The 23,726-nt window shown below is 36.6% G+C and carries 21 protein-coding genes; 3 read left to right on the top strand and 18 right to left on the bottom strand.

All coding sequences use genetic code 11. The features are described from left to right. Window positions 1-5 precede the first annotated feature (5 nt). Entirely contained in the window at window positions 6-1,529 is a 1,524-nt protein-coding gene (locus AACL18_RS07120) for an ATP-binding protein (RefSeq protein ID WP_339050249.1), read from the top strand. Here AACL18_RS07120 and AACL18_RS07115 read toward each other — a convergent pair. Continuing rightward, on the bottom strand, window positions 1,510-2,070 hold the full coding sequence (locus AACL18_RS07115; RefSeq protein WP_339050247.1) for a phospholipase D family protein: 561 nt from the start codon (window positions 2,068-2,070) through the stop codon (window positions 1,510-1,512). The two genes, AACL18_RS07120 and AACL18_RS07115, sit on opposite strands and share 20 nt — an antisense overlap. A 183-nt stretch (window positions 2,071-2,253) precedes the next feature. Between AACL18_RS07115 and AACL18_RS07110 the strand changes: the two genes are divergently transcribed. Together AACL18_RS07110 and AACL18_RS07105 are read left to right on the top strand one after the other, a co-directional pair. Beyond that, entirely contained in the window at window positions 2,254-4,656 is a 2,403-nt protein-coding gene (locus AACL18_RS07110) for a hypothetical protein (protein WP_339050246.1), read from the top strand. A 31-nt stretch (window positions 4,657-4,687) separates the two neighbouring features. After that, window positions 4,688-6,178 carry a hypothetical protein gene (locus tag AACL18_RS07105; protein ID WP_339050244.1) on the top strand — a complete coding sequence of 497 codons (1,491 nt, stop codon included), beginning with the start codon at window positions 4,688-4,690 and terminating at the stop codon, window positions 6,176-6,178. A gap of 2 nt (window positions 6,179-6,180) precedes the next feature. On the opposite strand, the gene AACL18_RS07100 is transcribed toward AACL18_RS07105, so the two are convergent. The 17 genes from AACL18_RS07100 to AACL18_RS07020 form a co-directional block, all read right to left on the bottom strand. Next, window positions 6,181-6,312 (bottom strand): hypothetical protein, encoded by a 132-nt coding sequence (locus AACL18_RS07100; RefSeq protein ID WP_339050243.1) that lies wholly within the window; start codon window positions 6,310-6,312, stop codon window positions 6,181-6,183. A gap of 9 nt (window positions 6,313-6,321) precedes the next feature. Continuing rightward, the gene (locus AACL18_RS07095) at window positions 6,322-8,640 is read right to left on the bottom strand and encodes a hypothetical protein (protein WP_339050241.1); all 2,319 of its coding nucleotides are present in this window, start codon (window positions 8,638-8,640) and stop codon (window positions 6,322-6,324) included. After that, window positions 8,637-9,977 carry a hypothetical protein gene (locus AACL18_RS07090; protein WP_339050240.1) on the bottom strand — a complete coding sequence of 447 codons (1,341 nt, stop codon included), beginning with the start codon at window positions 9,975-9,977 and terminating at the stop codon, window positions 8,637-8,639. Before AACL18_RS07090 ends, AACL18_RS07095 begins: the two co-directional genes overlap by 4 nt. After that, the gene (locus AACL18_RS07085) at window positions 9,974-11,095 is read right to left on the bottom strand and encodes a hypothetical protein (RefSeq protein WP_339050239.1); all 1,122 of its coding nucleotides are present in this window, start codon (window positions 11,093-11,095) and stop codon (window positions 9,974-9,976) included. The genes AACL18_RS07090 and AACL18_RS07085 overlap by 4 nt, the downstream gene beginning before the upstream one ends. Before the next feature lie 19 nt (window positions 11,096-11,114). Beyond that, window positions 11,115-11,693 (bottom strand): hypothetical protein, encoded by a 579-nt coding sequence (locus tag AACL18_RS07080; protein ID WP_339050238.1) that lies wholly within the window; start codon window positions 11,691-11,693, stop codon window positions 11,115-11,117. Between the two features lie 3 nt (window positions 11,694-11,696). After that, window positions 11,697-11,960, bottom strand: coding sequence for a hypothetical protein (locus tag AACL18_RS07075; protein ID WP_339050237.1), 264 nt, complete (start codon window positions 11,958-11,960; stop codon window positions 11,697-11,699). Next, window positions 11,957-13,345 carry a hypothetical protein gene (locus AACL18_RS07070; protein ID WP_339050236.1) on the bottom strand — a complete coding sequence of 463 codons (1,389 nt, stop codon included), beginning with the start codon at window positions 13,343-13,345 and terminating at the stop codon, window positions 11,957-11,959. The genes AACL18_RS07075 and AACL18_RS07070 overlap by 4 nt, the downstream gene beginning before the upstream one ends. Then, on the bottom strand, window positions 13,342-13,986 hold the full coding sequence (locus AACL18_RS07065) for a hypothetical protein (protein ID WP_339050235.1): 645 nt from the start codon (window positions 13,984-13,986) through the stop codon (window positions 13,342-13,344). The genes AACL18_RS07070 and AACL18_RS07065 overlap by 4 nt, the downstream gene beginning before the upstream one ends. 13 nt (window positions 13,987-13,999) lie before the next feature. Next, a complete protein-coding gene (locus tag AACL18_RS07060) occupies window positions 14,000-15,244 on the bottom strand; it encodes a hypothetical protein (protein ID WP_339050234.1) in 1,245 nt (414 codons plus the stop codon). Window positions 15,245-15,287: 43 nt separating this feature from the next. After that, complete coding sequence (locus tag AACL18_RS07055) at window positions 15,288-15,926, bottom strand: hypothetical protein (protein WP_339050233.1); 639 nt, start codon at window positions 15,924-15,926, stop codon at window positions 15,288-15,290. A 145-nt stretch (window positions 15,927-16,071) separates the two neighbouring features. Then, the gene (locus tag AACL18_RS07050; protein ID WP_339050232.1) at window positions 16,072-17,223 is read right to left on the bottom strand and encodes a hypothetical protein; all 1,152 of its coding nucleotides are present in this window, start codon (window positions 17,221-17,223) and stop codon (window positions 16,072-16,074) included. A gap of 130 nt (window positions 17,224-17,353) precedes the next feature. Next, entirely contained in the window at window positions 17,354-19,357 is a 2,004-nt protein-coding gene (locus AACL18_RS07045; RefSeq protein WP_339050231.1) for a hypothetical protein, read from the bottom strand. After that, entirely contained in the window at window positions 19,351-20,889 is a 1,539-nt protein-coding gene (locus AACL18_RS07040) for a hypothetical protein (RefSeq protein WP_339050229.1), read from the bottom strand. Before AACL18_RS07040 ends, AACL18_RS07045 begins: the two co-directional genes overlap by 7 nt. Beyond that, entirely contained in the window at window positions 20,873-21,310 is a 438-nt protein-coding gene (locus AACL18_RS07035) for a terminase small subunit (RefSeq protein ID WP_339050227.1), read from the bottom strand. The genes AACL18_RS07040 and AACL18_RS07035 overlap by 17 nt, the downstream gene beginning before the upstream one ends. A gap of 102 nt (window positions 21,311-21,412) precedes the next feature. Continuing rightward, window positions 21,413-21,700: a hypothetical protein gene (locus tag AACL18_RS07030; RefSeq protein WP_339050226.1), complete on the bottom strand. Its 288-nt coding sequence runs from the start codon at window positions 21,698-21,700 to the stop codon at window positions 21,413-21,415. 149 nt (window positions 21,701-21,849) lie between these two features. Continuing rightward, a complete protein-coding gene (locus AACL18_RS07025) occupies window positions 21,850-22,269 on the bottom strand; it encodes a hypothetical protein (RefSeq protein WP_339050224.1) in 420 nt (139 codons plus the stop codon). A gap of 83 nt (window positions 22,270-22,352) precedes the next feature. Further along, the gene (locus AACL18_RS07020) at window positions 22,353-23,705 is read right to left on the bottom strand and encodes an AAA family ATPase (RefSeq protein ID WP_339050223.1); all 1,353 of its coding nucleotides are present in this window, start codon (window positions 23,703-23,705) and stop codon (window positions 22,353-22,355) included. Window positions 23,706-23,726: the final 21 nt, after the last annotated feature.

Raw genomic sequence — 23,726 nt, 5'->3', positions numbered from 1 at the left:
TTAATATGAACTCAATAACAACTTACGAAAATTTATTAAATATCCTTGCAAAAGCCCCTGGTCATATTTATTGGAAGGATACTAAAGGTATTTATCAGGGATCGAATGACGCGCAGGCTATTTTTTTAGGCTATAACACGGGTAAGGATTTGATTGGAAAAACTGATTTTGATTTGCCTTGGAGAGAACAAGCTATTCATTTACAACAAATTGACAACCAAGTCATGGAGACAAAAAAGGAATATTCAATCGAAGAAGTTGTAACTAGTCTTGCAGGGGTAAAAACAATATTTTTATCCCGAAAGATTCCCCTCTATGATCCTAATAATAAAAAAGTAATAGGTATTATTGGAATCTCTTTAGATATCACAGCGAGTAAACAAGCAGAGCTAGCTAAACAACAGTTTATTATGAATATGGCGCATGATTTAAGAACACCTTTGGCCGGCATTATTGGTATTGCAGATATTCAAGCGAATCAGGGAACGAGCCCACAAGATAAGGAATATGGGCTTTGGATTTTAAATGCGAGTAGACAGCTTTTGGATTTATTGAATGCTGTTTTAAAAATTATCGCAACAGAACAAATTGAAGATTCCATTGCAGAAGAAACAGTTGACTTACCTGTTCTTATGGAAGAGTTAAAAGATCTGATACAGCCTTCTATTATTGCTAAAAAATTAAAATTTGAATGTATTTCAGATTCTAGCTTACCTTCTATTATCAGTGATAACATTCTAATAAAAAGAATCTTACTTAATCTTTTATCTAATGCAATAAAGTTTACGAATAAAGGAAAAATTAGTTTAGAAGTTAATCTCCTCGATATAAAAGATAAACGGGCAAAGATAGAAATTCAGGTTAAGGATACCGGAATTGGGATCGCTAATGATGAACTTGATAAAATATTTGATCGTTTTTATCGAGGACATCCTTCCTACCAAGCTGAGTATAAGGGTTATGGTATTGGTTTATTTTTAGTTAAAAAAGCTTTGGAACTTTTAGGTGGGGAAATAAAGGTTTTTAGTAAAGAAGGAAAAGGAAGCTGCTTTATATTAATATTTAACTTTCCTTTGGCAGAAGAAAATATAAAACAAACATCACCTGCAATATCACAACAATCAACACCTCAGCCTAAGGCAGATAAGAGAATGGGATCGGTGCTTGTTGCTGAAGATAATTCTTTAGTACTTCATGCAGTAAAAAATATTCTTGTTAATTTAGGTTATGAGGTTACTACAGTTTCTGAAGGAAAGGCAGCTTTACACGCTTTACAAAGCCAATCTTTTGATTGGGTATTGCTGGATATTGGATTACCTGATTTAGAGGGAACAGAGGTTGCAAGACTTTATCGTCAATGGGAGCAAGAAAATAACAACCCTCATCTTCCCATTTTTGCTCTGACAGCTCACAAAACAGCTGAAGTTAAAAAGAAATGTGAAATAGCTAACATTGATTATATTTTGAATAAGCCTTTTACTATTAAGGATGTCCAAATAATTAAACTATTTATGGAGAATAAGGACTAGATTGTCGCTCTCTTTTCTCCCAGTTTTCAATATATTTCTGTGCGAGTTTAGAGTCAGTTATAAATACTAAGTTTTCAGCATTTCGCTTTTGAGCTGAATCGGTAAAGTTGAAAGACCCGGTAATGACTTCTTTTCCGTCGATAATCATGATTTTATTATGAGCAATAGCAGGTTTAGTATCGATCCAGACAGGAATTCCAGCATCAACGATGTAATGTAATAAACTATATTTTTGTGAACGTTGGCTTTTATCTAATATAACTTTAATTTTAACGCCTTTTTTCTTGGCTTTGATTAATGCATCGGCAATATCTTTAGAAGTAAAATTGTAGGCTTGAACAAGAATAGAATGCTCAGCTTTTGCAATATGATTGGTAATTTGATGGGTACAATCCTGTCCTGGAGTAAAACAAACCTGAATAACAGGACAAGAAACAGATTTTTCTGGAAGACTAATTAAGTTAATAGGCGATGAACTAGAACATCCTTGAATAAGTGTAAATGAACTTAAAATACAAAATATGAAAAATCTCTTTAGCATACAGATATCTACGTGAAAGTTAAAATTTTTAATTTCTAATCAAACTCTAGCTTACCACAATAAAATAAATAATTTAAAACATTGGGTTTTTTGATAATTAAAATATAAATTATCTAGTCAAGATAAAAAATATCGCTTAGACTTATAATTAATAATAGGGAACAACAACAAAAGGAGTTAATTATGCCTTTCCCCTCTGCATTAAAAAATTTTTCTGAGAATGGTTTCTTTGAATTAAAAAATGCTGAATTTTCCTCTGAAAATATTCAGAATCTCCAAAGAAATATCGAAAAACTTAAACAGAGCCAATTTAGCATTCCTTTACGCATTCGCTTAAAGGATATTCAAATGATTCCTGATGCACCTCGGAAGAAACATCATTCGGGGCCAGTCATTCAACATGTTCCACGTCGATGGCAAGATAGCTATGGAGATTTCGCCATTCGTCAAATGGGCTCTCCCCATAGCTTGAACGCGCCGATGAATTTTGGATATTCAGAGGAAGTGTATTGGCATCCACCGGAAGAAACGCCACTCGAGGCATTGCAAAAAGATTTCATTTCTTTATTAACGCAACCCTGGAGCTCAATCGAATTGGATCAGCTGTTTTTCTACCCCAACCATCAGGTTGATCTAGAAGCTACTCAGAAATCTTACAGTCAATTACTTAATTCATTGGCCCAAATTTCTGGCTTGAAAGAATTAACTATAAGTCCTTTTTCGCTATCGAAACAGCAAATGGCTTTAATCCCTTTTTTAGTGAATTCTAAATTAGACCATTTACACCTCCATATTACCGAAGCTAATCCGTCTTCTTGGGAAGCACTTTGTCATATTTTAGAACGACATCCTACGCTTCAATCGTTGAATTTAGGTAATAGTGTGTTGGATGCGAACGCTTATACTGTTTTGGCTGATCTGCTAGATAAGAATTATAAGATTGAAATCACACTATCAGAACCCACCGATTCGGAATTACTAAAAGCCTATCAACCTTTAAAACAACGCATATCAAAACCGGGCATAGAACGATTTAAAGAAAAATATTTATCGCAAGATAATTTATTTAAAATGGCCATTGAGTCATTAGAGTCCCTTAAAAAATTAAAATCCATTCGCTATCAAAGTCTACAACAAGCGCAATTAGAAAAACAATTCGACTTTTTATTAAGGAGTCAAGCCTCTCCGGCTATTACAAATGGAAATCAAATCGATGTCCTACATCCCATCTACCAGGACCATCATTACCTGATTAATAAGGAATCCCCTTCTCTTATTCAATTGCACATAGATACATTACCGTCTAATACAACCAAAACCATCGGCTCTATTTTGCTAGAGAAGGCCTTAGAAACTAATAACCAAAAAGTCATACAAACCCTATTAAATGCGGACGCGAATTTATTTGAATTTCCTAAAGATGAAGAAGAACCCTTTTTAGTTAAAGCCCTGCAAAGCTCAAGAGATATAAAAAGGCTGATATTGGACCATCTTCGACGCAAGAATCAATTGGAGGAATCGGATCTGTTGCAATTACGCGTTGCCGATGAAACTAAAACCATTGGTTATGTTTTGTTGAAGAAGGCTTTACAGAGCGAGAATCTTTATACATTAAGATATTTATTAGCGGCTAAGGCAGACTTATTTGAATTTCCTAAGGATGAAGAAGAGCCCTTTTTAATAAAAGTCTTTCAAAGTCCAGGAGAATTAAAAAATTTTATAGTTGATTATATTCGCAAAGATTCACAATTAATAGCACTCACATCCGAACGCTTACAGAATTATTCCGGTTTACTGCAAGTCTTTACAAACCTAAAGAATCATTTGGACAAGTATAGCTTGCATTTGGTGAAAAAGGATAATCCTTCGCTGTTAATGTCTATCGCATATGAAGCATTAAATACTTGGAATAAGATGTTAGGTCTACAAAATCCATCCGAAGCAAGAGATAAGGAATGTGCGCAAATCTATAAAGATTTAGATGAAAGTCTTAAGGTGATTAATCAGGATCCCCTAGGCCTCACCTATGCTGCGTTCTCTGAAGTTCAAAAGATTATGCACAAAATGAAAGGAAAGTCAGTCAATGCCTTAAGAGGTATTTTTAATGTCTCTTCCTTACATGATAAGGCAATAAAATTAGTGGATGAATTTGATAGCCAGTTAAAAGCCAGTAAAGATCAGCTTCTTGAGCAGCAAGATAAAACAATCCAAGATCAAGCTGAGCAAATCAAGCAACTAACTGAAAATCGCGAAAAAGAACAGGAAGAATTAAAAGCAGAAAATGCAAAATTGAAAATAAAACAAACCACTACGGAAGGAAAACTTACTACGACGGAAGGAAAATTAGCTAAGGCGGAGAAAAAGCAAACTGCGACAGAAGAAAAATTTGCTAGGGTAGAAAAAGAACTAGATGAAACGAAAGCAGAACTTGCTGAGACGAAAGCAAGACAGAATAAATATGAAGCAGAAAATGCAGAATTCAGGAAAACATTGGAGTTATTGTTGAAACGAACAAGTACTCCTGCTGCTTCAGAGGAGGAAACGATGAATCAAACAAAGGCTAATGTTTCGTTTTTTCCCCGCTAATGTAAAAGGTTAGTTAAGGAGGGTGCTGGTGATGTTAATCGAAGACTTAGGTAGACAACTTGCCTGTAAACCCTTTGAATGGATGTCCTGGTGGTGGGGCGTAAAATGGGGAGGTTTTATTCAAATCTCCCCGCAGCTCAGCAAAGACAATCCTTTATGGCTACGCGAGCAAGAGGATTTAGAGAATTTAAGACTCTGTAGAAAAACACCGGATGAGTTACAACAACAAATTGCTTTGTATTGGCAAAAGCCTTTTTGGCGACGCTGGTTATTACGTTTATTTACCGACATTAATAATCGGATAGTTATTTATTCTTATTATCAGCGTTGTCTTTCCTTTCAGCGTATTCATCAGGAAAATCCACTCTCCGAACGGAGTTTGATACTGTATGCGCCTGAGCAACGTCTTGTAAACTTGTTTATGCGTGAATTAAAACGGGATCATTCAGTTTTAGAACAACGTCTTGAAGGTTATATAGGGAATGTTGAATGGATGAATAAAAACTTTGATGTTCTATTGGCTCAACATGAAGAAAAAAGACAACGGTTTTTTTTAAAGTTATTGGATCGTCATTTAAAGGAATTACCTGAAGGCTGTGATCGAGCCTCCATACAACGAAAGTTAGAAGACGAATATTCAGAGCTTGGAAAGGTACTGAGAAATTATTTTCAGCATTGGTGCCAACCTGTTAAAGCCAGTGAAGAAAATTCCTGTCAAGACTTAGTTTCTGTTAGTCCGGCGGTAGTTGAGAGAGTTATTAGTCCCTCTTTAGGCGCTGATCTTAGTTCTCCATTAAGTTCAGTCAATGAATGGTTAGCATTTAAACAACATCTCTTAAAAGAGCTGTTAAAAGAAAATCCACCTCCCTATAAAGAAATTCAGTCTTTTTTACAGCAGTGTTTACAAAGTTTAGAAGGATTAATTGACCCCTTATTGTCTGACTATGAACGGCTAGTCTATGAAACAAAACATAAACGAGTTAACTATAGGGAAATGTTAAATTGGTCGGATCATTTACAAAATCGATTTACCTATTTCTTTCGACATAGTAGTTTATTATTTCATCCTGATAGGTCAGGTGGAGATGAAATAATCGTTCGAATAAAAACAGAATTGTTTCAAAATTTTCAACTATTAGTTGAAGCCTCACTCGATAGATTGAATCACGGTTTAGTCATCTTAAAACAATGTGTTCCATCCTGGGAATTAGAGCTAGCTAAGCTAAGAGAGAAGCTCGAACAAGACCTCATAATATTTAGAGAAGAGCTTAATAAAAGGTTTCACAGAATAGAAACAAAACATGCAGAGATAGAAGCAAGACAGGCAGCAGTCGAAGCGCAATATGCAGAAGTCGAAGCGCAACATGCAGAAATAAAGGCAAAACAAACTGAAATAGAAGCAGAACAAGCTGAGAATAAAAAAATACTGGAAATACTTTTAAAACGAACTAGTACCTACATCGATTCAGAAGACAAGACAGTCTCGCCTGATCCAACAACAACCCATCCTCGGTTTTTTTGAAGTTATTCCGCTTGAAAATGTGCATCAGGCCAAACAGGTACATTGATCTCTTGTAAAGGCGCTTTCCAAGCACAGCTGGCTATCCAGCCGATCATGATTCCTAACGTTAAGATTAATAGTATTTTTTTTATCATAAAGTTTATTTAATATTTAATAACAAAATTAACTGCAGTATTGAGAGGTCTTGATTCATTGCCACCGTGATAGTCAACGTAAGAACTGCTGGGATAAGTACCGTGATAGCATTTTTCAGTCATTGTTGTTTGACTTCTCGGACCATCTTCATAACCTGTTGTAAAAGAATGGTTATGACTCAGTATTTCATCCAATTCGAATGCTCCAATCGTGTTTGTAATAAGGCCTTGCCCATAATTAAAAAATCGATCACCGGTATCTATTTTTTTATCCTTATCCCAACCTCTTAAAAAAACACCGCGTAAATCCGGTACCGCAAAATAAGCTTGGTTTATTGCACGCATTGTTTTTTGAGTAATTTTTTCTGCCGTATCACTTTCTTGAATATCAACGACGATACCGGTTCCATCTGCTTTTGGATCGGATCCTTGCTTATTCTTTCGATACCAAACATAAAAGTTTTCGGGTGTAGTGGTTGCAAAAGTCCAATAACTGCCAGGTTTAATTTGGCTGGCCTCATTAGTTTTTATTAAAGTCATTTGATGACCATTTAAAGTTTCAGCTAAACAGGAGGCCACCTCATTGGCAGTCTGTGTTGAAAAAAGCGCTAACTTTATTCCGTTTAATGAGGAGGGTTTTGGATCAATACCCTGACCATCAACCGTAAACCAAACATAATAAGTGACATTCGTCGTTGAAAATTGTAACCATTGACCGGCTAAATTTTTACTGTCAGTGCATACAATTTGAAACAAATGATTGGTAGCCGCTGAGTTTCGTAAATCATTTAAAGTAAACCCACTGGTCTTGGCATCAGGAGCTGGTGTAGCGCCGATAATACTTCCCTTGCAGATAATCTTATTAGAATCTCTTCCAGCCAACGCTTGGACATAATAATTATTTCCAGTCACAACCGGTGTTATCGTAAAACCGGATGTACCCGCAGTTGATGCGATAGCAGAACCTGGTTGATTGGTGGTAAGCCGTATTCTTGCTTGCTGCGAATCAAGTACAGCGGTTACAAAATTAGCACCGGTTCCATAACGATAATAATTTAATTCATCATCCCATAATTTTTTAGCAAGCCTTGAATAAGGAATTTCATCAGGAGAGATACCTGTACTTAAATAACGGCTGCCATCACATAATAATTCTCCTGGACTCGGTTTAGGATAAGCCGCTGAGTAAATCTTACCAATATCGCCATCATAAAATATAAATCCTGTTTTACTAAAATAAACCGGTAGATAATGATCTGAACCATCGAGCGCAGGTATGGGATTTCCCGCTAGACTTTGACTAATGACTTGGTTATCAGTTATTTGCGAATAATCAGTGATGATATTATTACCCTTACTCAACATAAAATCCGTTAACGACACATCAAATACACTGTTGGTAGGAAAGCGCAGTGCAATAGTAACGCTATCATCATCCTTTAGACTCAAAGTTTTATTTTGGTTTTCTCCAAAAATAAAAGGAATAGTCATCATCGAATAAGCAGCATTTATGGTAATCGTCTTGATGATTTTTTCTTCTAAGGGGCTTCCTCCCTGACCATAGTTTTTGATTAATAAGAGTGTTGCGGTTAACGTATTCCCGGTATTGGTTTGTGCGGCAAATGAAAAGGTATAAGCTTCCGTATTAGAAGCAAAACGATTCACATTACCAAAGCTTATTCTTAAATCTTTGAATAGATCACCTGCACAGGGCAGTTGATTTTCAATCCGAATGGCATAACGAGGATAACCCGAAGGATTATTTACACTGGATCCAAAGCGTTCAAAAACCACTAAATCTTTAGCGGTAGAATATTCTGGTCTCTGAAAAGTCCACCCACCTGGTGCGAGATAAGTGATTGCTTGGTTAATCTCACCAATAACTCTATTTTCTTGAGCTGGAATAGTGTTATGTAATAAAAACTGACCATTAGGGATTAAATTAATTAAATCCCTTTCATTGTTATTTTGTTCGATGGATATACTAGGCCACGCTTCACGGGTAAATTGTAACTGGCCATCCATACTTTCTACGGTAATATAATAAAGCTCAACATTTCCTTGTTCATCAAAGGGAAAATAATAAGGCAATACATTATTTCCATTGGCATCTTGTACAGTACCAACAGCACTTAAGCGCAATGGATTGGGTAATGCAACATACGTGTGCACGGGATCATTACTCAAAGTAAAGATAGGTTTTAGTACCGTGCGTTGTTTATCTTGATAAAAAGTAATGATGCCATTAGCTAACGGTAAGCCTGATTTTTTATCGATATAAGCTTGTTCCAGTGCGGGAGCTACGACATAACGTGGATCTAGATTCATAATGCTTCCTTATTATTAGGATTAAGTTGATTGGCAATTAAACTTTTCATGAGTAATTGATACGGGAGTTTTAAATTTTTTACTTGTTGAGTCGCATAGGGATTCGCTGCCAGATCAAGTAACTTAGGTAATACGTAATGATGCGCAGCACCCCCACCTATTAACCCCCCGAGTGCACCGAAACCACCGGGATGCGTTAATTCACCCAAACCTGCACCGGCTAATAAACTGGCTAATTGGCTGGTCATTTTTCCGCGATTCATTTTGTTCTCAAGTTGTTTATGCGCCGTTTGCAAAGTGTGATCCGAAGGTAACGATGCTTTTTCAGACAGAGTCATTAAAACATTATTTAATTTTTTCGGTGCAGCGGTTTTGATATCCCCTTGTGCTATTTTCGAGATAAAATTTTCTGCGTGATACGGAATCACTGTATTTTTGTAAAATCGGGTGGCTTGTTGGTATTGATTAAATAAATCAGGATGCGTTTGTTGTAGAAAGCTGTTTATATCCGTTTGTAAAGCAGCCCGCGCTTGCTTTAAATGAGTTATCGCATTATGCGTATGAATATCAATATGTTTACTCGTTGATAATTGTCCTATTTTAGAACCTAATTGGCTTTGTAGTTGATGTGCTTTTTCCAAACTAGAATTATTTGTAAAATCTTGATGCAAATCTTTTAGTTTGGCGTCAAAGGCCGTCAAAATATCTTGATGTAACTGAGGATAGGTTTGAGCCTTTATTTTTTCAGATCCAATGTTTCCTAAAACCTGTCCATACCGTTTTGTGGCTTCTGCTTTACTGTTTTCATAAGCATTTTTAAGCGAGGCAACCAGTTTGTTGGTAAAAGCTTGTGGATGAATAAATTCTGCTGCCTGATGAATTCCTTTTAATGCGAGTGGAACCGATTCACCCACGCCTGCCCATAACGCACCTTTTGTAGCACCTTCCATTCTATCGTTAGGATTTTCCAAAGCACCTGCCATTGAAGTTCCTAACAATCTTCTTGCAATACCGGGTAAACCTTCGCCACCGAGTGATTTAGCGAGTTGGCCCACAAATGGCAAACCTTCACTGGCCGCACGAGCGGCATTCAGTGCTTCACCCCCGCCGACGAAACCTAATAAATTTCCAGCAATATCACCTATCTTTCCTGATAATCCTTGTGAAGAAGGCGCATGATGAACAGGACTGTAAGGTAAATTCGCTAAACTATTTTGTAATGCACCACCGGCCCCTGCCAAAAAATTAAAAACGGGATTGTGCTGATTTATTTCGAAATTAGAATTTGACTTACTTTCTAATTGTTTTAACACGTCAGGATCATTGACAGGTTTCATTGTTCATACCACTGCCCTTGAATCTTATGATAGGTTTTACCATTGATGGTTTTAGATGCATCTTGAATAGGATTAAATGCTTTAATACGCTGCATCGGTGTTAAAGGGGATGCTGCAGTTTGTACCGATCGTGCGACTAAATTTAAGGTTTTACCGAGTTGATTAAGTTGCAGGATAAATTGCTGGGGATTAGAGGTTAAGGCATCCGCTGTTTTATCGAACATATTTTCAAGTATCTTACGTTGGGCATCGGTGGCACCCATTTGATCCAAGGTTTTAATGCGGCTTTCAATCAACGGTAAGGTTTGACGTTTGAAAGCAATATAATCTTCATAGGCTTTGGGATTCGTTTGTGACAATGCCGCTAATGCGGCTTTTCCTTTACCGGTTGCACCGGCATAAAGACTTGCGTTTTGTGCTTGTGACTGAAAGCTGGGATCATTAAAGATTCCTTCAACTTGAATTCCGCCTTCATATTGTCTGCGTGTTGCAGGTGTTGTTAAGACATTATTTGCAGAGAGTTGATTGGCTAATTGGGTTTGGCGAATATTGTCCGACGTTTGTTGTGAAAAGCGAGGAGATAAAGTTCTAGGAGAATTATTATTCAGTTCAGGTAAATATCTTTTTAATAATTCAGGGTTAATAAAGTTACTATTAGTTTGATTCCCTAAATCCACTAGCATTTGATTATAGTGATCTTGGTTTTGTGCGATCCAAATTTGCCGTGCCGCCGGCGCCATTGCTTGTAAAGCCCTCGCCATTTGATAGGCTCCACCAAAACGGGATCCGATTTGAGAGGCTTGCTGAGCTTTTATCAGTGCATCTAACGGTGCTAATTGCGTTGCTTGTTTGGTTTTTTCTGTTTGAGCCTGCAAATAGGGTATTTGTGCTGATTGATAGGCCAGCTTGGTTTGCATGGTTTCTGGCGCAAACTGTAATTGGATGTGTGATAAGGCATTGGCTAATTGTTGTTTCTGTAAATTCTCTTGTTCATTGGTTTTTAGAAAATGATTTTGAATAAAGTGTTGAGCTAAGTTTTGGCCAGTAGCCAAACCTCTTCCTAAGGGATTAGCCTGCGCAGAAGATAAAATGGGAAACTGTTGAACGGGTATCGCCATTATGTTTTTCTATTTTTTTCTATAAAAATCCACCCGCCAATCCCAATAGCATTCCTAATAATTGTTGATTGGATTGGTTTTGATTGGCAGCCGTGGAATACGCTAAATTGCCTTGTGACATTAATGCATTACTTAAGTTTTCGCCTAAATTATTAGAAGCACCAAAGCCCATGTTATAAATGTTTTGTTTACCTGCTAAACCCTGTCCATATAAACCTAAAACATGACTTAAGTAGCTATTGAAATCTTGATTGGCCAATTGACTGGCTGATTGCTGAGCTTGTTGTTGCTGCATCGGACTACCTAACATCCCTTTTGCTGCAGCAGCTCGATTACCTGCATTAAGTGTTTGATTCAATTGAAATTGATAGCCTGGAGATTCGTGGTAGCCTTGACCGAGTTTATTTAAAAAATTACCGGGATCCTTTAATAAATTGTCGTATTGCTCTTGTAATTGCGGATAAACCGCATTACCTCTATCAACATAAGGTTTTAAATACTGCTTTAAGATATCCGGTATTTGGTTGTAATAACTACTCGCTTGATTAGCATCATTACCACCCCATAAAAAGTTTCCAATATCACCAAAAACACTCATCGCTTAATCCAATTGAATGACTTTAAATTGACCCTTAACATTGCCTTTGAATTGTTGAGTATTCGCATCATAGATTAATGTGCCGGTTTTATTTGCTTGATTTAATTGGGTAATGATGGAAGTCGATTTTAAAGGCAACTGAAAACCTTCATCGGATAAATGGGTTTGCAATAAACTGGTGAGTTGTTGTAACCATAAACTCCAAGCGGCGGTCCATTGTCCTTGTTCATTAATCGGTTTTTCCTGCGGTAAATTTGGAATCTTCATGTGATACTCAAGAGCCCATTGCCTACCACAAAACGATCCTGTCCCCAGAAGCGACATTGTAAAGTGAGATCATTAGTGCGTCCTAACTGCCACCAACTCAAATGATTTTGTCGATGCGCTAAAGGGTTTAGGATTTTGGATAGAGTCGAACTAAAGCTAATTCCCCCATCTTTGGATAAGGATAAATCTACGCGTTGTACTGTTTGGTTATGGCCTTGTTCAAGGTGAAGTAACAATCGTTGTATCGTAAAAAAACCATTATCTAAAGAGCGAATAGGCGGCGTTATTCTAATTCTTGGAATTTCTTTGCCATCGGCTTCGGTATAGCGAGAATTTAATTCATACACATGACCGTCAATAAAACTAATAAAATAATAGCTGCCATTAAAATAAACAGCCTTTTTAGCAATGTGTGCATCCATGGCTTCATTGGTCAATGTAAAAAAGAGTTGAGTATTAAAATCATAGGCATAGGTTAAGTTATCTTCTGGAAAAGTAATTTGATAAATCAAATGACCATCTTGTTTGAATAAAAAACCATAGGCATTATTTGGGTTTTTTAACTGGGAAAATTTAAAGTTAATTCCTTCGGTGGAGATTTGTTGAATCGCGCCGCCATTACTTAACATAATGACAGGTCCCGATTTCTCATTACGGCCTAACCAAACAACAAATTCATCGCTGCTTGCAATGGTTGCTGGATTTAAACAGCCATAATCAATGTTAAAACTGGAAGCGCGTTGATAGGGAAATAAGTTTAAACCGATATCCGACCAACATTCAGTGACTATCGATCCCATAACAAAGAGCGTATTGCCACGCCCTGGTAAAGGAATCACCGCTAAGGGATTGTCGGCTTTGGTTTGGAATTCACCGACATGACTGCTATCTGCCGGCCAATGTAAACTATTTTCCTCATCACAGAGCCTCCACTCGGCATGCTCACTATCGGGTGCTAGGAAACGGCCGTTATGGTATGCAATAAAACCCGGAACAAAGTCTAATTCCGCTTTTTTAAACGTTGAATCACGGACATTAAAAATAAATATATCTTTTTGATCACAGATCGCAATCTCCTCTTTTTCGTTTTCAGCAATTAATACATCGCCTGTAAAGGTTTCTAAACTACCAATGCGTTGTGCATATAAGGTTCGGCCGATGATATAGACGCCATTATCGATGACAGCAATTAAATGATTAAAACGGACACTGTTAAATAATCCGCGCCCCGATCCTTTTTCGGCAATGGCTAATACCTTTTTATAACCGGCAAAGGGAACTAAAAAATCATCACTCACGAGCATATTAAAGGTTTGTTCAGCAGATATTTTCGGATAACGGCCAAAACCATTACCGCCTACCATAACAACAGGGAGCTGTTTCATGTTCTAAACATTGAAATCTTTTCTACACTGAGATCAAGGGGGGATGTATCCAGCAATTTTTTTTCTAATTCTCTTAACTTAATTTTCCCTGCAAAAGGATGGTTATAAAGATCACAAAGCGCGTCGGCTAAGCCATAACGAAGATAGAGAAGATAATCACGATCATAAAATAGACTAAAATCATCATTATAATCAACTTCGGTTAAAGCAAATTTTCCGATGAGTTTTAGTGAATACGGTTTATCGGGCGTAGGGCTTAAAAACAAAAAGCTTCCGCCTTTGGTTCTTTCTAAATGATAAAACCGTGGCTGTAAAAATTCTGGATAAGCCTGCTTAAAATATTCCTTTCTACCTAATAACGGTAATGGTTGCAATAAAAAACTACGGGGTTCTGCTTCACTCAGGGTTAAGGTATCTAAAGCAATCAAGTGTTTAACAAACAACTTTTCCTCATGGGGAACACAGCTTAACTCTTGAACTTGCGTATATGGAATCATTCGAGAATTAGCACTTTGCAAGGCCAAAAAATCATTGAGGTGCTCAAGTCCTTCTTTTAATTGATCGCCACTCACCGTTTCTGCCTGTGCTGCAACGATGCCGGATAAAGTCCAGGCTTTAGTGATTAATTCCGTTGCTCGCATTCGCTATTACCTTCTAAATAACAGGAAATAAAATACGCATAGCATAGTCAGGAACCATCAAGGTTCCCCACAAAGCTCCATAATGAAAACCAAATACATCTGTCCCCGCTGTTGTGCCATAGGTTACTCGTATCGCGACTCCGGTATCGGGATCGTATTTACTCACTGAATCATTAGGTCGTTCGGCCGGTAATTTCGGCATCGCAATATAAAAGGCATTATCACCAATTAATAATCCTGATTTGTGACTTGGCATAGTTTTTATTTTCATGCCTTTTACAATGTTGGTTGTAATATTCCAATTCGAAATGCTCGAGTCAGCACATAAGCTAGGCTCTATATTAATGGTAATGGGTCCTTTATCAGGCGCGGTTGCATTATTAGCAACACGACATTGCACGGGACAACTCGAAGGCGCATGACCTACAAAGGTGAGATAACGAACATCAGGAATATTGGGAATATTATCTTCAAATTGAATTAGATCACCTTTTTTATAAGCGATACTTCCTGGTTCAAAATCACCCGATAGCTTTAATTGCGTTATATTTTTACCGGAAGGATCGTCTGTTCCATCAACCGTTAGAATAATACCTTTTTGGCCAATAGCACCTGCTTCATGAATGGCAAGCATATTACTACGATAAAATTTTGTGTAATTGTATTCACCGATTTCATATCGACGCGCTAAGGCATCATTACGAATCGGTGTAAATTGATTTAACATGCCACTGCGTGCTTTCAATAAATAAAGATCGCTGACATAACAGTTAAGAGATGGAGAAGGAATACCCATTTCACGAAACAAAATAAGCATTTTTTCTAAATCTTCGATGCCACTAAACGTTGTTTTACCATCACCATAAAATCGATACGTAAAATCTGGTATGCGAGAAGCAATATTTTTTTCTACATAGGCAGATAATTCGGCGATAGCGGATTTACCTATTCTGTCGCGATTACTATTAAAGTGATAAATCATCTCTTCAGCACTCATTGCATAGGCAACATTACGCTTTTTATCCGTGATTAACTTTGTATGCCGTTGAATAAGTGGTTGTATTTTTGAAACGAGCGAATCATTGGTAATAAATCGAAAAGGTAATTCTAGGTTAATCTCATTACCTAAATTCCCGATAGTCTTTTCAAAATCGATAAATTTTGTATTAGCCGTTTGAATAAAGCAATTTCTATTTTGAAAGAGGGCTAATGCATCTTCTTGAAGCGTAGCAACGCTTTCTAACACATTTATACTCATGGTTATCCTTTATTATTATTTACTAAGCAAAAAAGTTCTGGAATCAAAAAATAAAACGCGGATCTTCTTTTAATTCACGCAGTGATAAATGACCGTTACCTGTTTTGGTGGTGGAAGGTTTTAATTGATTGAGCGGAGATCGATTTGAAGGATGGTCTTGTTGATTTTGTTTAATGGAATCCGATAAGCGTCGTAACTCTACCGTTGCAAGATTCGGATTTATTTGAGCACATTGTTTCAATATGACAGCTTTACTCGGATTTTTAGCGAGTTCATACATAATATCTGCGGTATTATCAAAATTATTAGCGAGTTGCACCACTTCAGGAAATTTATGCACTTCAAGATTTGCTAATGTTTCTTCAAAATCAGGATATTTATCTTTGGCTGCGGTTAATTTACCTAAAAACTGCTGTGCGATTTGTTGTGCCTGCCATTCATTCGCTTGTTGAGTGGTATGATTTGCAATTATATTGTGTACATCTTCTGTCGTTAACGACGTTGAAGTCGATGTAGAAACAGAATTATTTGCATGCGGCTCGACTAATTTATCTTGTTCACTCGCTTCATATTTTATTTGTTCTATAACGGATTGCGGTATGGATTCAACAGATACTATCGATTCAGTTTCAAGGGTTGATTCAGGTTTTGGTAGATTTTCCGGTATTAGATTTTCACTCATTTATTCTTATTTCCTCTGACAATAAACCTATAAGCCCGCTAACTAGGGAAGCTTAATAAATACTTTTAGGTATAGGCCTATTATCTAGCTACAAAATATAAATAGCGAGTCCATTATAGGGGAGTCAGTTGTAGTTTTAATGTTTTTAAAAAGGTAAGAAAATAGGAGGATATGGATCTGCTTTTTCAAAAGACATAGATGCGAAATATTGTTTAAATTGACTATTTCCTTGCGAACTTATTTTTATTCCTATTTCTAAAATATCGGTATAATCTAATGAATTCTTAACATGCTCAAAAATAGTTTTAAATATATTTATATCCTTATTCATCAAACTATAGATATCAGAAGTGGTAATAAGCGCTTTGTTTAATAATTTCCGCTCTATTAAAAGAACAAGAAAATTATTTAAGCCATAGTAAATGGCAACATCTAGAAAATTTCTTATGTTATCCTTTATAAGGATTTCATTTTCTTTTATTAAGGTTTTCAAGTAAATTTTCCCTTTATGCTTAATTAATTCATTTATTAATGCTCCTACTTCTCCGGCAATAACTTCAAATCCTTGTCTGTTTGAAGCCATTTTTCTATAATTTGCTGGCTTAAAGAAAGGATGGCCTCTTTCCATGTATTTTTTTTCCTTCAACAAAATTCCTGCATTTATTTTATCTTCAACCCCCATGAAAACTCGTGATCTACTATTTTCTGTAATAAATTGATCTAGAGTTATTTTATGCTTATTAATGAAACTGTTTTTTAATGAAGGGGATAATTTATCTAAACTTTTAAAAGATTGCATGTTTTTAAAAATAAAGGCTAAAGAACTTGGGCAAGACTCGTGATCAAAATAAGTAATATTCCCTGGTTCAGCAAAATTAAAATTAAGCAAATCATTCCAATGCTGATTTCTATTAGATAAGCGAAAAAGATGATCTAAGGTAAAAAATGAGCAACGCTCAAAATCGTATTGTATTTGAATTCCTCTATAGAAAAAAATTACGGGATTTAAATGTTGGGTGCTGTTTTTTATTAACTCAGCACTGCCATCGAGTACTGACGCATCAAGAATGAGTAAATAAAGCTGATTATTTTTAATATAACAATCTACACAAAACCAATGACCTTGACATTCTATAGCCAGTTGAAAACGAGAAGGAATTCTAGGATCATTAATATTTTTTGAAAGTAATTTAAAAAAAATACTGAGTTCACTATTATAACTAGTCATTCCATACTCTTCGGCAGAAAGTACAAATATATTCAAATTCTCCCTACGTGATTTTTTCTCTTCGATCAATCCATGCATTTCTTCGGCATATAAAAAAGGAGCTATAGGAGGGAGTGGTGCTCTAGGCATTTTTTTACTCTTTATAAAAACTTGCCTAAAGTTTAATTCTCCAATATTAAATAAATGTTAAATCATCTATTTAGCTTTTTTTCATCACCCACTCAATTTCTTTGGCTAAACGTTCGGTCTGAGCTTTTTCGAGTTGGACAAGATTTTGATTATGAGCCATTTGTATATCAGCCATCAGTTTCATACGATTGGTATCGATGGAATCTTTGGTTAAGTTCAATTCCACAGTTTTATGAAGGTGTTGTAATTGATTTTCTTGTAGCTGTGCGGCTAGCTTGCTTTTTTCTAGGTTTATTTTCTCTTGTAGCGGGTTAGGTTGGTTCATTTGTTGCTGTTGCTGAGATTTTAATTGTTGGACGAAGTTTTCAGTTTGAGCTTTCAGTTGGTCAATTCCTCGTATCTCGAGATTATCTAATAGGATCGGTAAACCTTCGGTATTAATAAACTGAGCAAACAAGGGAGAGGCTTGCATCAAAGCGATAATTTGCTGTAAGGCTCTGGATTTTTGGATAGCAAAATTAACGCCGGCACTCACTGATACTTCTAATTGTTCACTGCGATATTTAAGATCGATGCCTCCTTGTTGATTGATAAATGCATAACCGCGTTTACCATCCGGATAAGTAATAGGCAAGGTCCTTGAAGTCACATAGTATTTTGGAATGAGATCAATAATGATTTGTGCAACTTGATTCAAGGACTGTAAGAAACTCACCACATAAGGCATTGCTGCTGCATTGGATTGCGTAGCACCTTCTACAATGGCGACTCCACTTAATTGATTGTTGTTAATGCCTAATGATGCATCATAGGATCCTAAGATGGATTGCATGGTGGCATCGCTACTCGTAAAGGTCTGTATGATCTCTGGCGGTGCACTAACACGTCCCACTTCTTGCGGTGGAGGCAACGGAATCGTTCCTTGGCTACCTTCTTGAAAGGCGTTATACACTAGGACACTGGCTTTTTGAGGATTGATGTAGGCTTCTAAATATTTTTCAGGTATCGCTTCAGCAGCGACTTTCCATTTGTGCATCACCATGTTTTCAAGTTCATTCGCGAGACATTGACCGGCAAAGTTTTTTAACTTCTGATTCCCAACTGCATGATAGACATAAGGACGGGTTACTTGCTTAGTTTGCCCATGGTTGCTTAAACGTATTGAATTTCCATCGACATAAACGATGGGTAAAAACTGATAACTGGTCTCCTCATGGCTTAATACAGTAGATTCAATCAAGCGATAGCGATTAATGGTTTCTAATGAAGTGCTGCGTTCTTCTATGATCGTTGGGATCTGATCGAGCCTACCTATTTCCTGCCAATAGTGCTTTAGTTTTTTATAATCTTCAGATAATAAGGTATGTCCATTACTTAAACGTAATAACTTCTTGGATTTCTTCTTTTTTACATAGTAATCACACAATAATAGAATTTTTTCTTGCTGGTTTTGGTAAGACCAATTAAAACCTTTTAAATTTGAGGAGAACTTTAATGTCGATAGATCAATATCAGGATATTCTTTTTGAAATTCTTCTTTGGTTTTTGGAATCAGCTCAAAACAATACCGACCATCGCCTTTGTGCGGTAATGCCGCCAAAGGATCAAAGCCCACTAAAGTGGGATCAAAGACCCTGCCTATTTTAATCACTTGATCAAAGCTTTTCTCATGTTGATACTCAGTCCAAACCTTCATGGCACTAAAACCACCACTTAAGATATCGGTATAGACTTCATAAGAGCAACCATTGTGATTCGCTTCATCAAAGATTGATCGCAGATGACCTTCTAGAATTAGGGGTAAGTTAGGATCGAGTCCACTCTGATCTAATAGACGTACTGCAATGGAAGGCTCTTGTTTAGAAAATTCACCTCTTAACCGTGAAATAAAGGCTTCTAAGCTATTAAACTCTAGGATAGGTTTATTGGCTTCATGTAAGACTGCCTTGTCAGCTTCTGAAAGAGAGGATTGAAAGACAAACTGGCGAAAATAATTAAATCGTTTTACATTTTCTTGAAAATATTCACAGCTCTTTTCAATATTCTTCTTGATAACCGTTAATTGATCTACCATAAACGCTCTTCTCTTAACTGATTAAGCTGTTGAAAACGATCAGCTAATGTAGAGACAACACGATTCACGTCATCATGATGGCGTCTTGAGAAAAGAATAGACTGTTCAATTAATCCAAGTTTAATACCATCATACAAAGTATCGGCAATATCATCAAAACGATGGGTGTTGTTAGCGGTAATTTTTTTACAGTGAGTAATACAAGCTTCGGTATGCTTACCATTACGCGGTAAAGAAACTCTCTGGTTAGCAATAATCGGTTGTATTTCTAAATAGCGAGTAATTTTATTACCTGATTTAACCGAACGTTCAATTTCCCGAACCTCAATACCACGCCAGCTTTTAAGGAATGAAAGTAAAGTCACACCCGTAGATTTCTTTTCAATCGCAATGCAGTTAGGTTTTACTTTATGCCGATTGGCGATCGTATAAAAATGACGTAACTCATTTTCGAGATCTTTAGGCTCAATGTGCAGTTCGACACAATCAATCCAATGTAGACCCAATATGTCTGTTTCTGCTGTTTCGTTCTTTATGTGATATAAACCCCAAAAACTAAATACCGTCGCATCATTGTAAGTTTTATCCGTTTCAGCGGTATCCACCGTAATGAATGTCGCTAAAAAATCAGGTTCTTCATCTAATAAATAAAACCATTCCGGTTTAAAGATGCCGCCTCCTGTGGGTTGTGGATCTTGTTGATATTGTGCAGCAAACTCATAAGGTCTCTCAGCTTGAAATTTTAATAATTGCTTTTCATTGTGCATCAAAGGATTTAAGGCATTACCGGCTGAATCTAAAGCCGGTAAAATCAGTGTTTCCCAGGATTGGGTTTGAATGAAGTGACTGGGTAAATCCGCTTCGTGTAAGCGTTGGCCAATAAAGATAATGGGTGTTTTACCCGGAGCATTCACACGGCTTTGTAAGGTGTTGTAGTACCAATCAATAACGCCTTCACGCATGACATCACTCGTGACTTCATCGGGCTTATGAATATCATCGATAATAATTGCGCCTGAGAAACGATCGACATTCTGTAATCCAGCGCCTCTACCAGTAATCGTTCCACCACTACCGGCTGCAAATACGCAACCTCCTTGAGTGGTTTCGAAATTATCTTTGGCACTCGATACATCTGACAAATGCACACCAAATAATTTCTTATACTGCGGCAATGTCATAATTTGACGAATAGTCTGCGTTTGTTTCTTAGCAAGTGAATGTGAATAGGAAACATAAAGAAACTGTGAATCGGGATAACGCGATAGACACCACGCTACAAAATGAATCAGTAATTCGGTCTTTCCATAACGTGGTGGAATATTAATCAAAAGAAGCGGCATTTCACCCTCTAGCGTCTGCGTTAAGGCTCGACAGAGGGTGATGACATGAGGTTCACGACAAGTCGGCTGAGAAACGCTAAATTTACGTCCTGTGCGTAATTGATAAAATACTTTTGTGAATAATAATAATGATCCCCACAGTGTAGCTTTTGTTATTAAAGAATCTTTATTATCAATAGTCCTTAGCATGTTGTTTAATAAGATCTTCTAATTGTTGGAGATCAGGATCAGTTTTTATATTAAAGTTGACATGTTTTTCTGCTGAGTAGTGGCCCTGCATCTTATTCATCTCACTGATTGCTTGGATGGCACTATTTACTTTATGGGGACTTAAGTCTTCTTTATTCTCTATAAAAGCTTCAACAACCTGCTTTAATTTATTAAGTTTCCATTCATAATTTACAATCATTTGACTCTCCAAATCAGACTGTAAGGATTTTAAATAGTCTTGTACCTTCGGATTCTTTTTTAATCGATGGCCGATCGTTTTAGCAATATGCGGAGAATAACCGGCAGAAATAGCCGCTTGAGTCGCATTATGAGGAGGGATGCTATAGTTTTGGCAAAATTTGGTTTGTTTAATCGTTAAACCATTAGGTAGTTTACTCATTCAAAGATTAGCTTTTTCCGTCTTATTAATTATAGAGATTACAGGATATAGAATTGCAGGAAGCATTATAAAAAAATAATGCATTAATATTATCTATTGTTTTTAATTATTTTGCGAATGGCTTATATGGGGGTCAGTGTTGTCAAATCTAAATAATTTCGACCATTGAGCATAGGGATCATTACCTGAAAAATAGTTGATAACTTGCTTCAAAGCATAAAGGGAATCTTTATTAACTGCTCCTATGTAAATAGGAATTTCAAGCGTGGTATAACGTACCTGGCATTTAAAGCAATAGCGTCTTCTTCGGGTTAAATGACCTTTCTTGAGTTCAAATGAATCTATAGCTCTGGTTTTAAAGTAATTACAGCTTGGATTAAGGCACTTCATTTGATACCTCTCTTAATATCAAGAAGCTTAGCTAATCGGGTGTTTTTATCTTTTAATCGTTGGTTTTCCTGTTCCTTTCTTTTCAATCTCATTCGATAACATCGAATGTGTTGGAATAGTTTTTTCATAAACATCTCGGCTTCTCCTTTTTATTTATCCCAGTTCAAATCATTATTCACTAAACACCATTGGCAACAAGGAACTGTATCGTAGGGACAGCTAGCCCAAGTTTTTACTTCGCCACAGTTTTGACAATCCACTGTTTTAGTGTAAATAGCAGAAGGTATTTCGGGATCTAACCCTTTGAGCATGAGATAGGTTTCGATCATTGCTTTTAACATCGCTGGATTATCTTTCACTTCATCCCAATCATCAGCTGCAAGGGTTTTTAATTGGTCAATCTCTAAACCAAAATAGGGCTTATCAGGCCGCAACTTTTGAGGTGATTTTTTAGGGATAAAAGTTGCATTATTTATCCACAGCTTTGCAGAAAAAGTTTCAGAGGTATTTCGCTTTAAAGTCTTATAAGCTAAGGCCTTAGCACTAAAAGTCGCATTGTTTTGTTTCATATTTTTCTCCAAAATGAGCCAAGAGTTGCGAGTTGCACCCCTTAGGAAATGCAACTTGCAACTTTGGCCTATTCGCAGCATGATTAAGCATGCACAATGCATCCTTCTTCCTTTGCTTTTTTAAAATAACGACTGGCTTTTGATTTGCTAATACCTAAATCTAAAACAATCTCATGTTGTTTAAACCCTTGATTAGCCAAATCAATAACCTTTTCAAAGGTTGATTTCTCTAAAGTTTTTAATTCCCACACTTGCTTGTTATATTCTGTGTGTAGTTTGACTAATAAAGGTTGTGCCGATTCACCACAAAATGAACGTGCTTTTTCAAAATGAATTTCAAAACTAGCCCCTTCACTCGGATCGTAATCATTAGGATGTTTTAAAACAATGACAGTATCTAATACATCCTCTCGTTTACTCGTCCCACGTGCATTGCCATTCTTTGCTGCATGATGAACAAAGAGAACAGAACGGCCCTCTGAACGCATGCGCAAAGCCCAAGCTTGCACTAATATCCAACCTTCAGCCTCATTTTCTTTTCCAGTTCGGCATAAAGTTGAAATATTATCCACCACAATAAATTCAACATCCTTTAGAAAAGGTTCTAGTGCTTGCTGTCCTTCTAATGTAGATAGGTCAGGCATTCCTCTATTTTGGATATCGGGAGTAAGAATAGTAAAAGGAGCTTGTGCTTCTTTTTCATGGGATATTACGATAGAAGCCAGCCTCTCTTGCATAGTTGCCGCTGGCATTTCACCATCAAGATACAAAACCGAACAGGGTTTATCTGCTTTCCAACCTAAAAAAGAACCTCCACTAGCCACAGTATAGGCAATATTTAAAGCCACATGTGTTTTACCCACACCGCGTTTTGCATAGAGCATGGCTAATCCTTGCTTCGGTAGCCAAGGAGATAAAATAAGCTCACGTTGAGCAATATTCAGCGTTAGAAAGTCAATTAACGTAATTAACTGCAATTTATTTTCTGGAGAGAGCGTCACATTTAACTGTTGAATTTTATTTTCTAGCCAAACTAAAGTTTCCTTAGAATTTTTATGAGTAACATAATCATTTAAAAGCTGTCCTATCTCAATTAATTGACGACGATTCGAATGTTCCTTAATAATATCGACATAAGCACCAATATTCGATGTACTAAAGGTTGTTTTCATTAACTCCATTACATAAATGTCACCTTTTATTTCTTTTAACTCCGGGATTGTTTTAACAGCCTCACTTAAAGTTAAGACATCAACTTTTTCTCCTTTCTTTATCTTCTTTATAATTTGATCAAATAAAATTTGATGTTCTAATTGATAAAAATCCTTGGATACTAAATGTTCGCTAATACCAGACCAAGTTATATTATCAAGTATCAGTCCGCCCAATACCGCTTGCTCTGCTTGTAAGGAATAAGGAAGTTGAGAAGTATTCATGCAAAGTGCTCCTTTATTATT

It is taken from the genome of Rickettsiella endosymbiont of Xylota segnis, assembly GCF_964019545.1.
GTDB lineage: Bacteria > Pseudomonadota > Gammaproteobacteria > Diplorickettsiales > Diplorickettsiaceae > Aquirickettsiella.
Note: the sequence above shows the minus strand (reverse complement) of the source record. Positions and strands in the feature narration are given on the sequence as shown.

What these genes read in the sequence shown, in the direction of transcription:
- AACL18_RS07110 (WP_339050246.1), top strand. Translation starts at nt 2,254, where the DNA reads ATGCCTTTCCCCTCTGCATTAAAAAATTTTTCTGAGAATGGTTTCTTT.
- AACL18_RS07065 (WP_339050235.1), bottom strand. Translation starts at nt 13,986, where the DNA reads ATGCGAGCAACGGAATTAATCACTAAAGCCTGGACTTTATCCGGCATC.
- AACL18_RS07055 (WP_339050233.1), bottom strand. Translation starts at nt 15,926, where the DNA reads ATGAGTGAAAATCTAATACCGGAAAATCTACCAAAACCTGAATCAACC.
- AACL18_RS07025 (WP_339050224.1), bottom strand. Translation starts at nt 22,269, where the DNA reads ATGAAACAAAACAATGCGACTTTTAGTGCTAAGGCCTTAGCTTATAAG.
- AACL18_RS07030 (WP_339050226.1), bottom strand. Translation starts at nt 21,700, where the DNA reads ATGAAGTGCCTTAATCCAAGCTGTAATTACTTTAAAACCAGAGCTATA.
- AACL18_RS07120 (WP_339050249.1), top strand. Translation starts at nt 6, where the DNA reads ATGAACTCAATAACAACTTACGAAAATTTATTAAATATCCTTGCAAAA.
- AACL18_RS07100 (WP_339050243.1), bottom strand. Translation starts at nt 6,312, where the DNA reads ATGATAAAAAAAATACTATTAATCTTAACGTTAGGAATCATGATCGGC.
- AACL18_RS07080 (WP_339050238.1), bottom strand. Translation starts at nt 11,693, where the DNA reads ATGAGTGTTTTTGGTGATATTGGAAACTTTTTATGGGGTGGTAATGAT.
- AACL18_RS07060 (WP_339050234.1), bottom strand. Translation starts at nt 15,244, where the DNA reads ATGAGTATAAATGTGTTAGAAAGCGTTGCTACGCTTCAAGAAGATGCA.
- AACL18_RS07075 (WP_339050237.1), bottom strand. Translation starts at nt 11,960, where the DNA reads ATGAAGATTCCAAATTTACCGCAGGAAAAACCGATTAATGAACAAGGA.
- AACL18_RS07020 (WP_339050223.1), bottom strand. Translation starts at nt 23,705, where the DNA reads ATGAATACTTCTCAACTTCCTTATTCCTTACAAGCAGAGCAAGCGGTA.
- AACL18_RS07040 (WP_339050229.1), bottom strand. Translation starts at nt 20,889, where the DNA reads ATGCTAAGGACTATTGATAATAAAGATTCTTTAATAACAAAAGCTACA.
- AACL18_RS07095 (WP_339050241.1), bottom strand. Translation starts at nt 8,640, where the DNA reads ATGAATCTAGATCCACGTTATGTCGTAGCTCCCGCACTGGAACAAGCT.
- AACL18_RS07035 (WP_339050227.1), bottom strand. Translation starts at nt 21,310, where the DNA reads ATGAGTAAACTACCTAATGGTTTAACGATTAAACAAACCAAATTTTGC.
- AACL18_RS07090 (WP_339050240.1), bottom strand. Translation starts at nt 9,977, where the DNA reads ATGAAACCTGTCAATGATCCTGACGTGTTAAAACAATTAGAAAGTAAG.
- AACL18_RS07045 (WP_339050231.1), bottom strand. Translation starts at nt 19,357, where the DNA reads ATGGTAGATCAATTAACGGTTATCAAGAAGAATATTGAAAAGAGCTGT.
- AACL18_RS07115 (WP_339050247.1), bottom strand. Translation starts at nt 2,070, where the DNA reads ATGCTAAAGAGATTTTTCATATTTTGTATTTTAAGTTCATTTACACTT.
- AACL18_RS07105 (WP_339050244.1), top strand. Translation starts at nt 4,688, where the DNA reads ATGTTAATCGAAGACTTAGGTAGACAACTTGCCTGTAAACCCTTTGAA.
- AACL18_RS07085 (WP_339050239.1), bottom strand. Translation starts at nt 11,095, where the DNA reads ATGGCGATACCCGTTCAACAGTTTCCCATTTTATCTTCTGCGCAGGCT.
- AACL18_RS07070 (WP_339050236.1), bottom strand. Translation starts at nt 13,345, where the DNA reads ATGAAACAGCTCCCTGTTGTTATGGTAGGCGGTAATGGTTTTGGCCGT.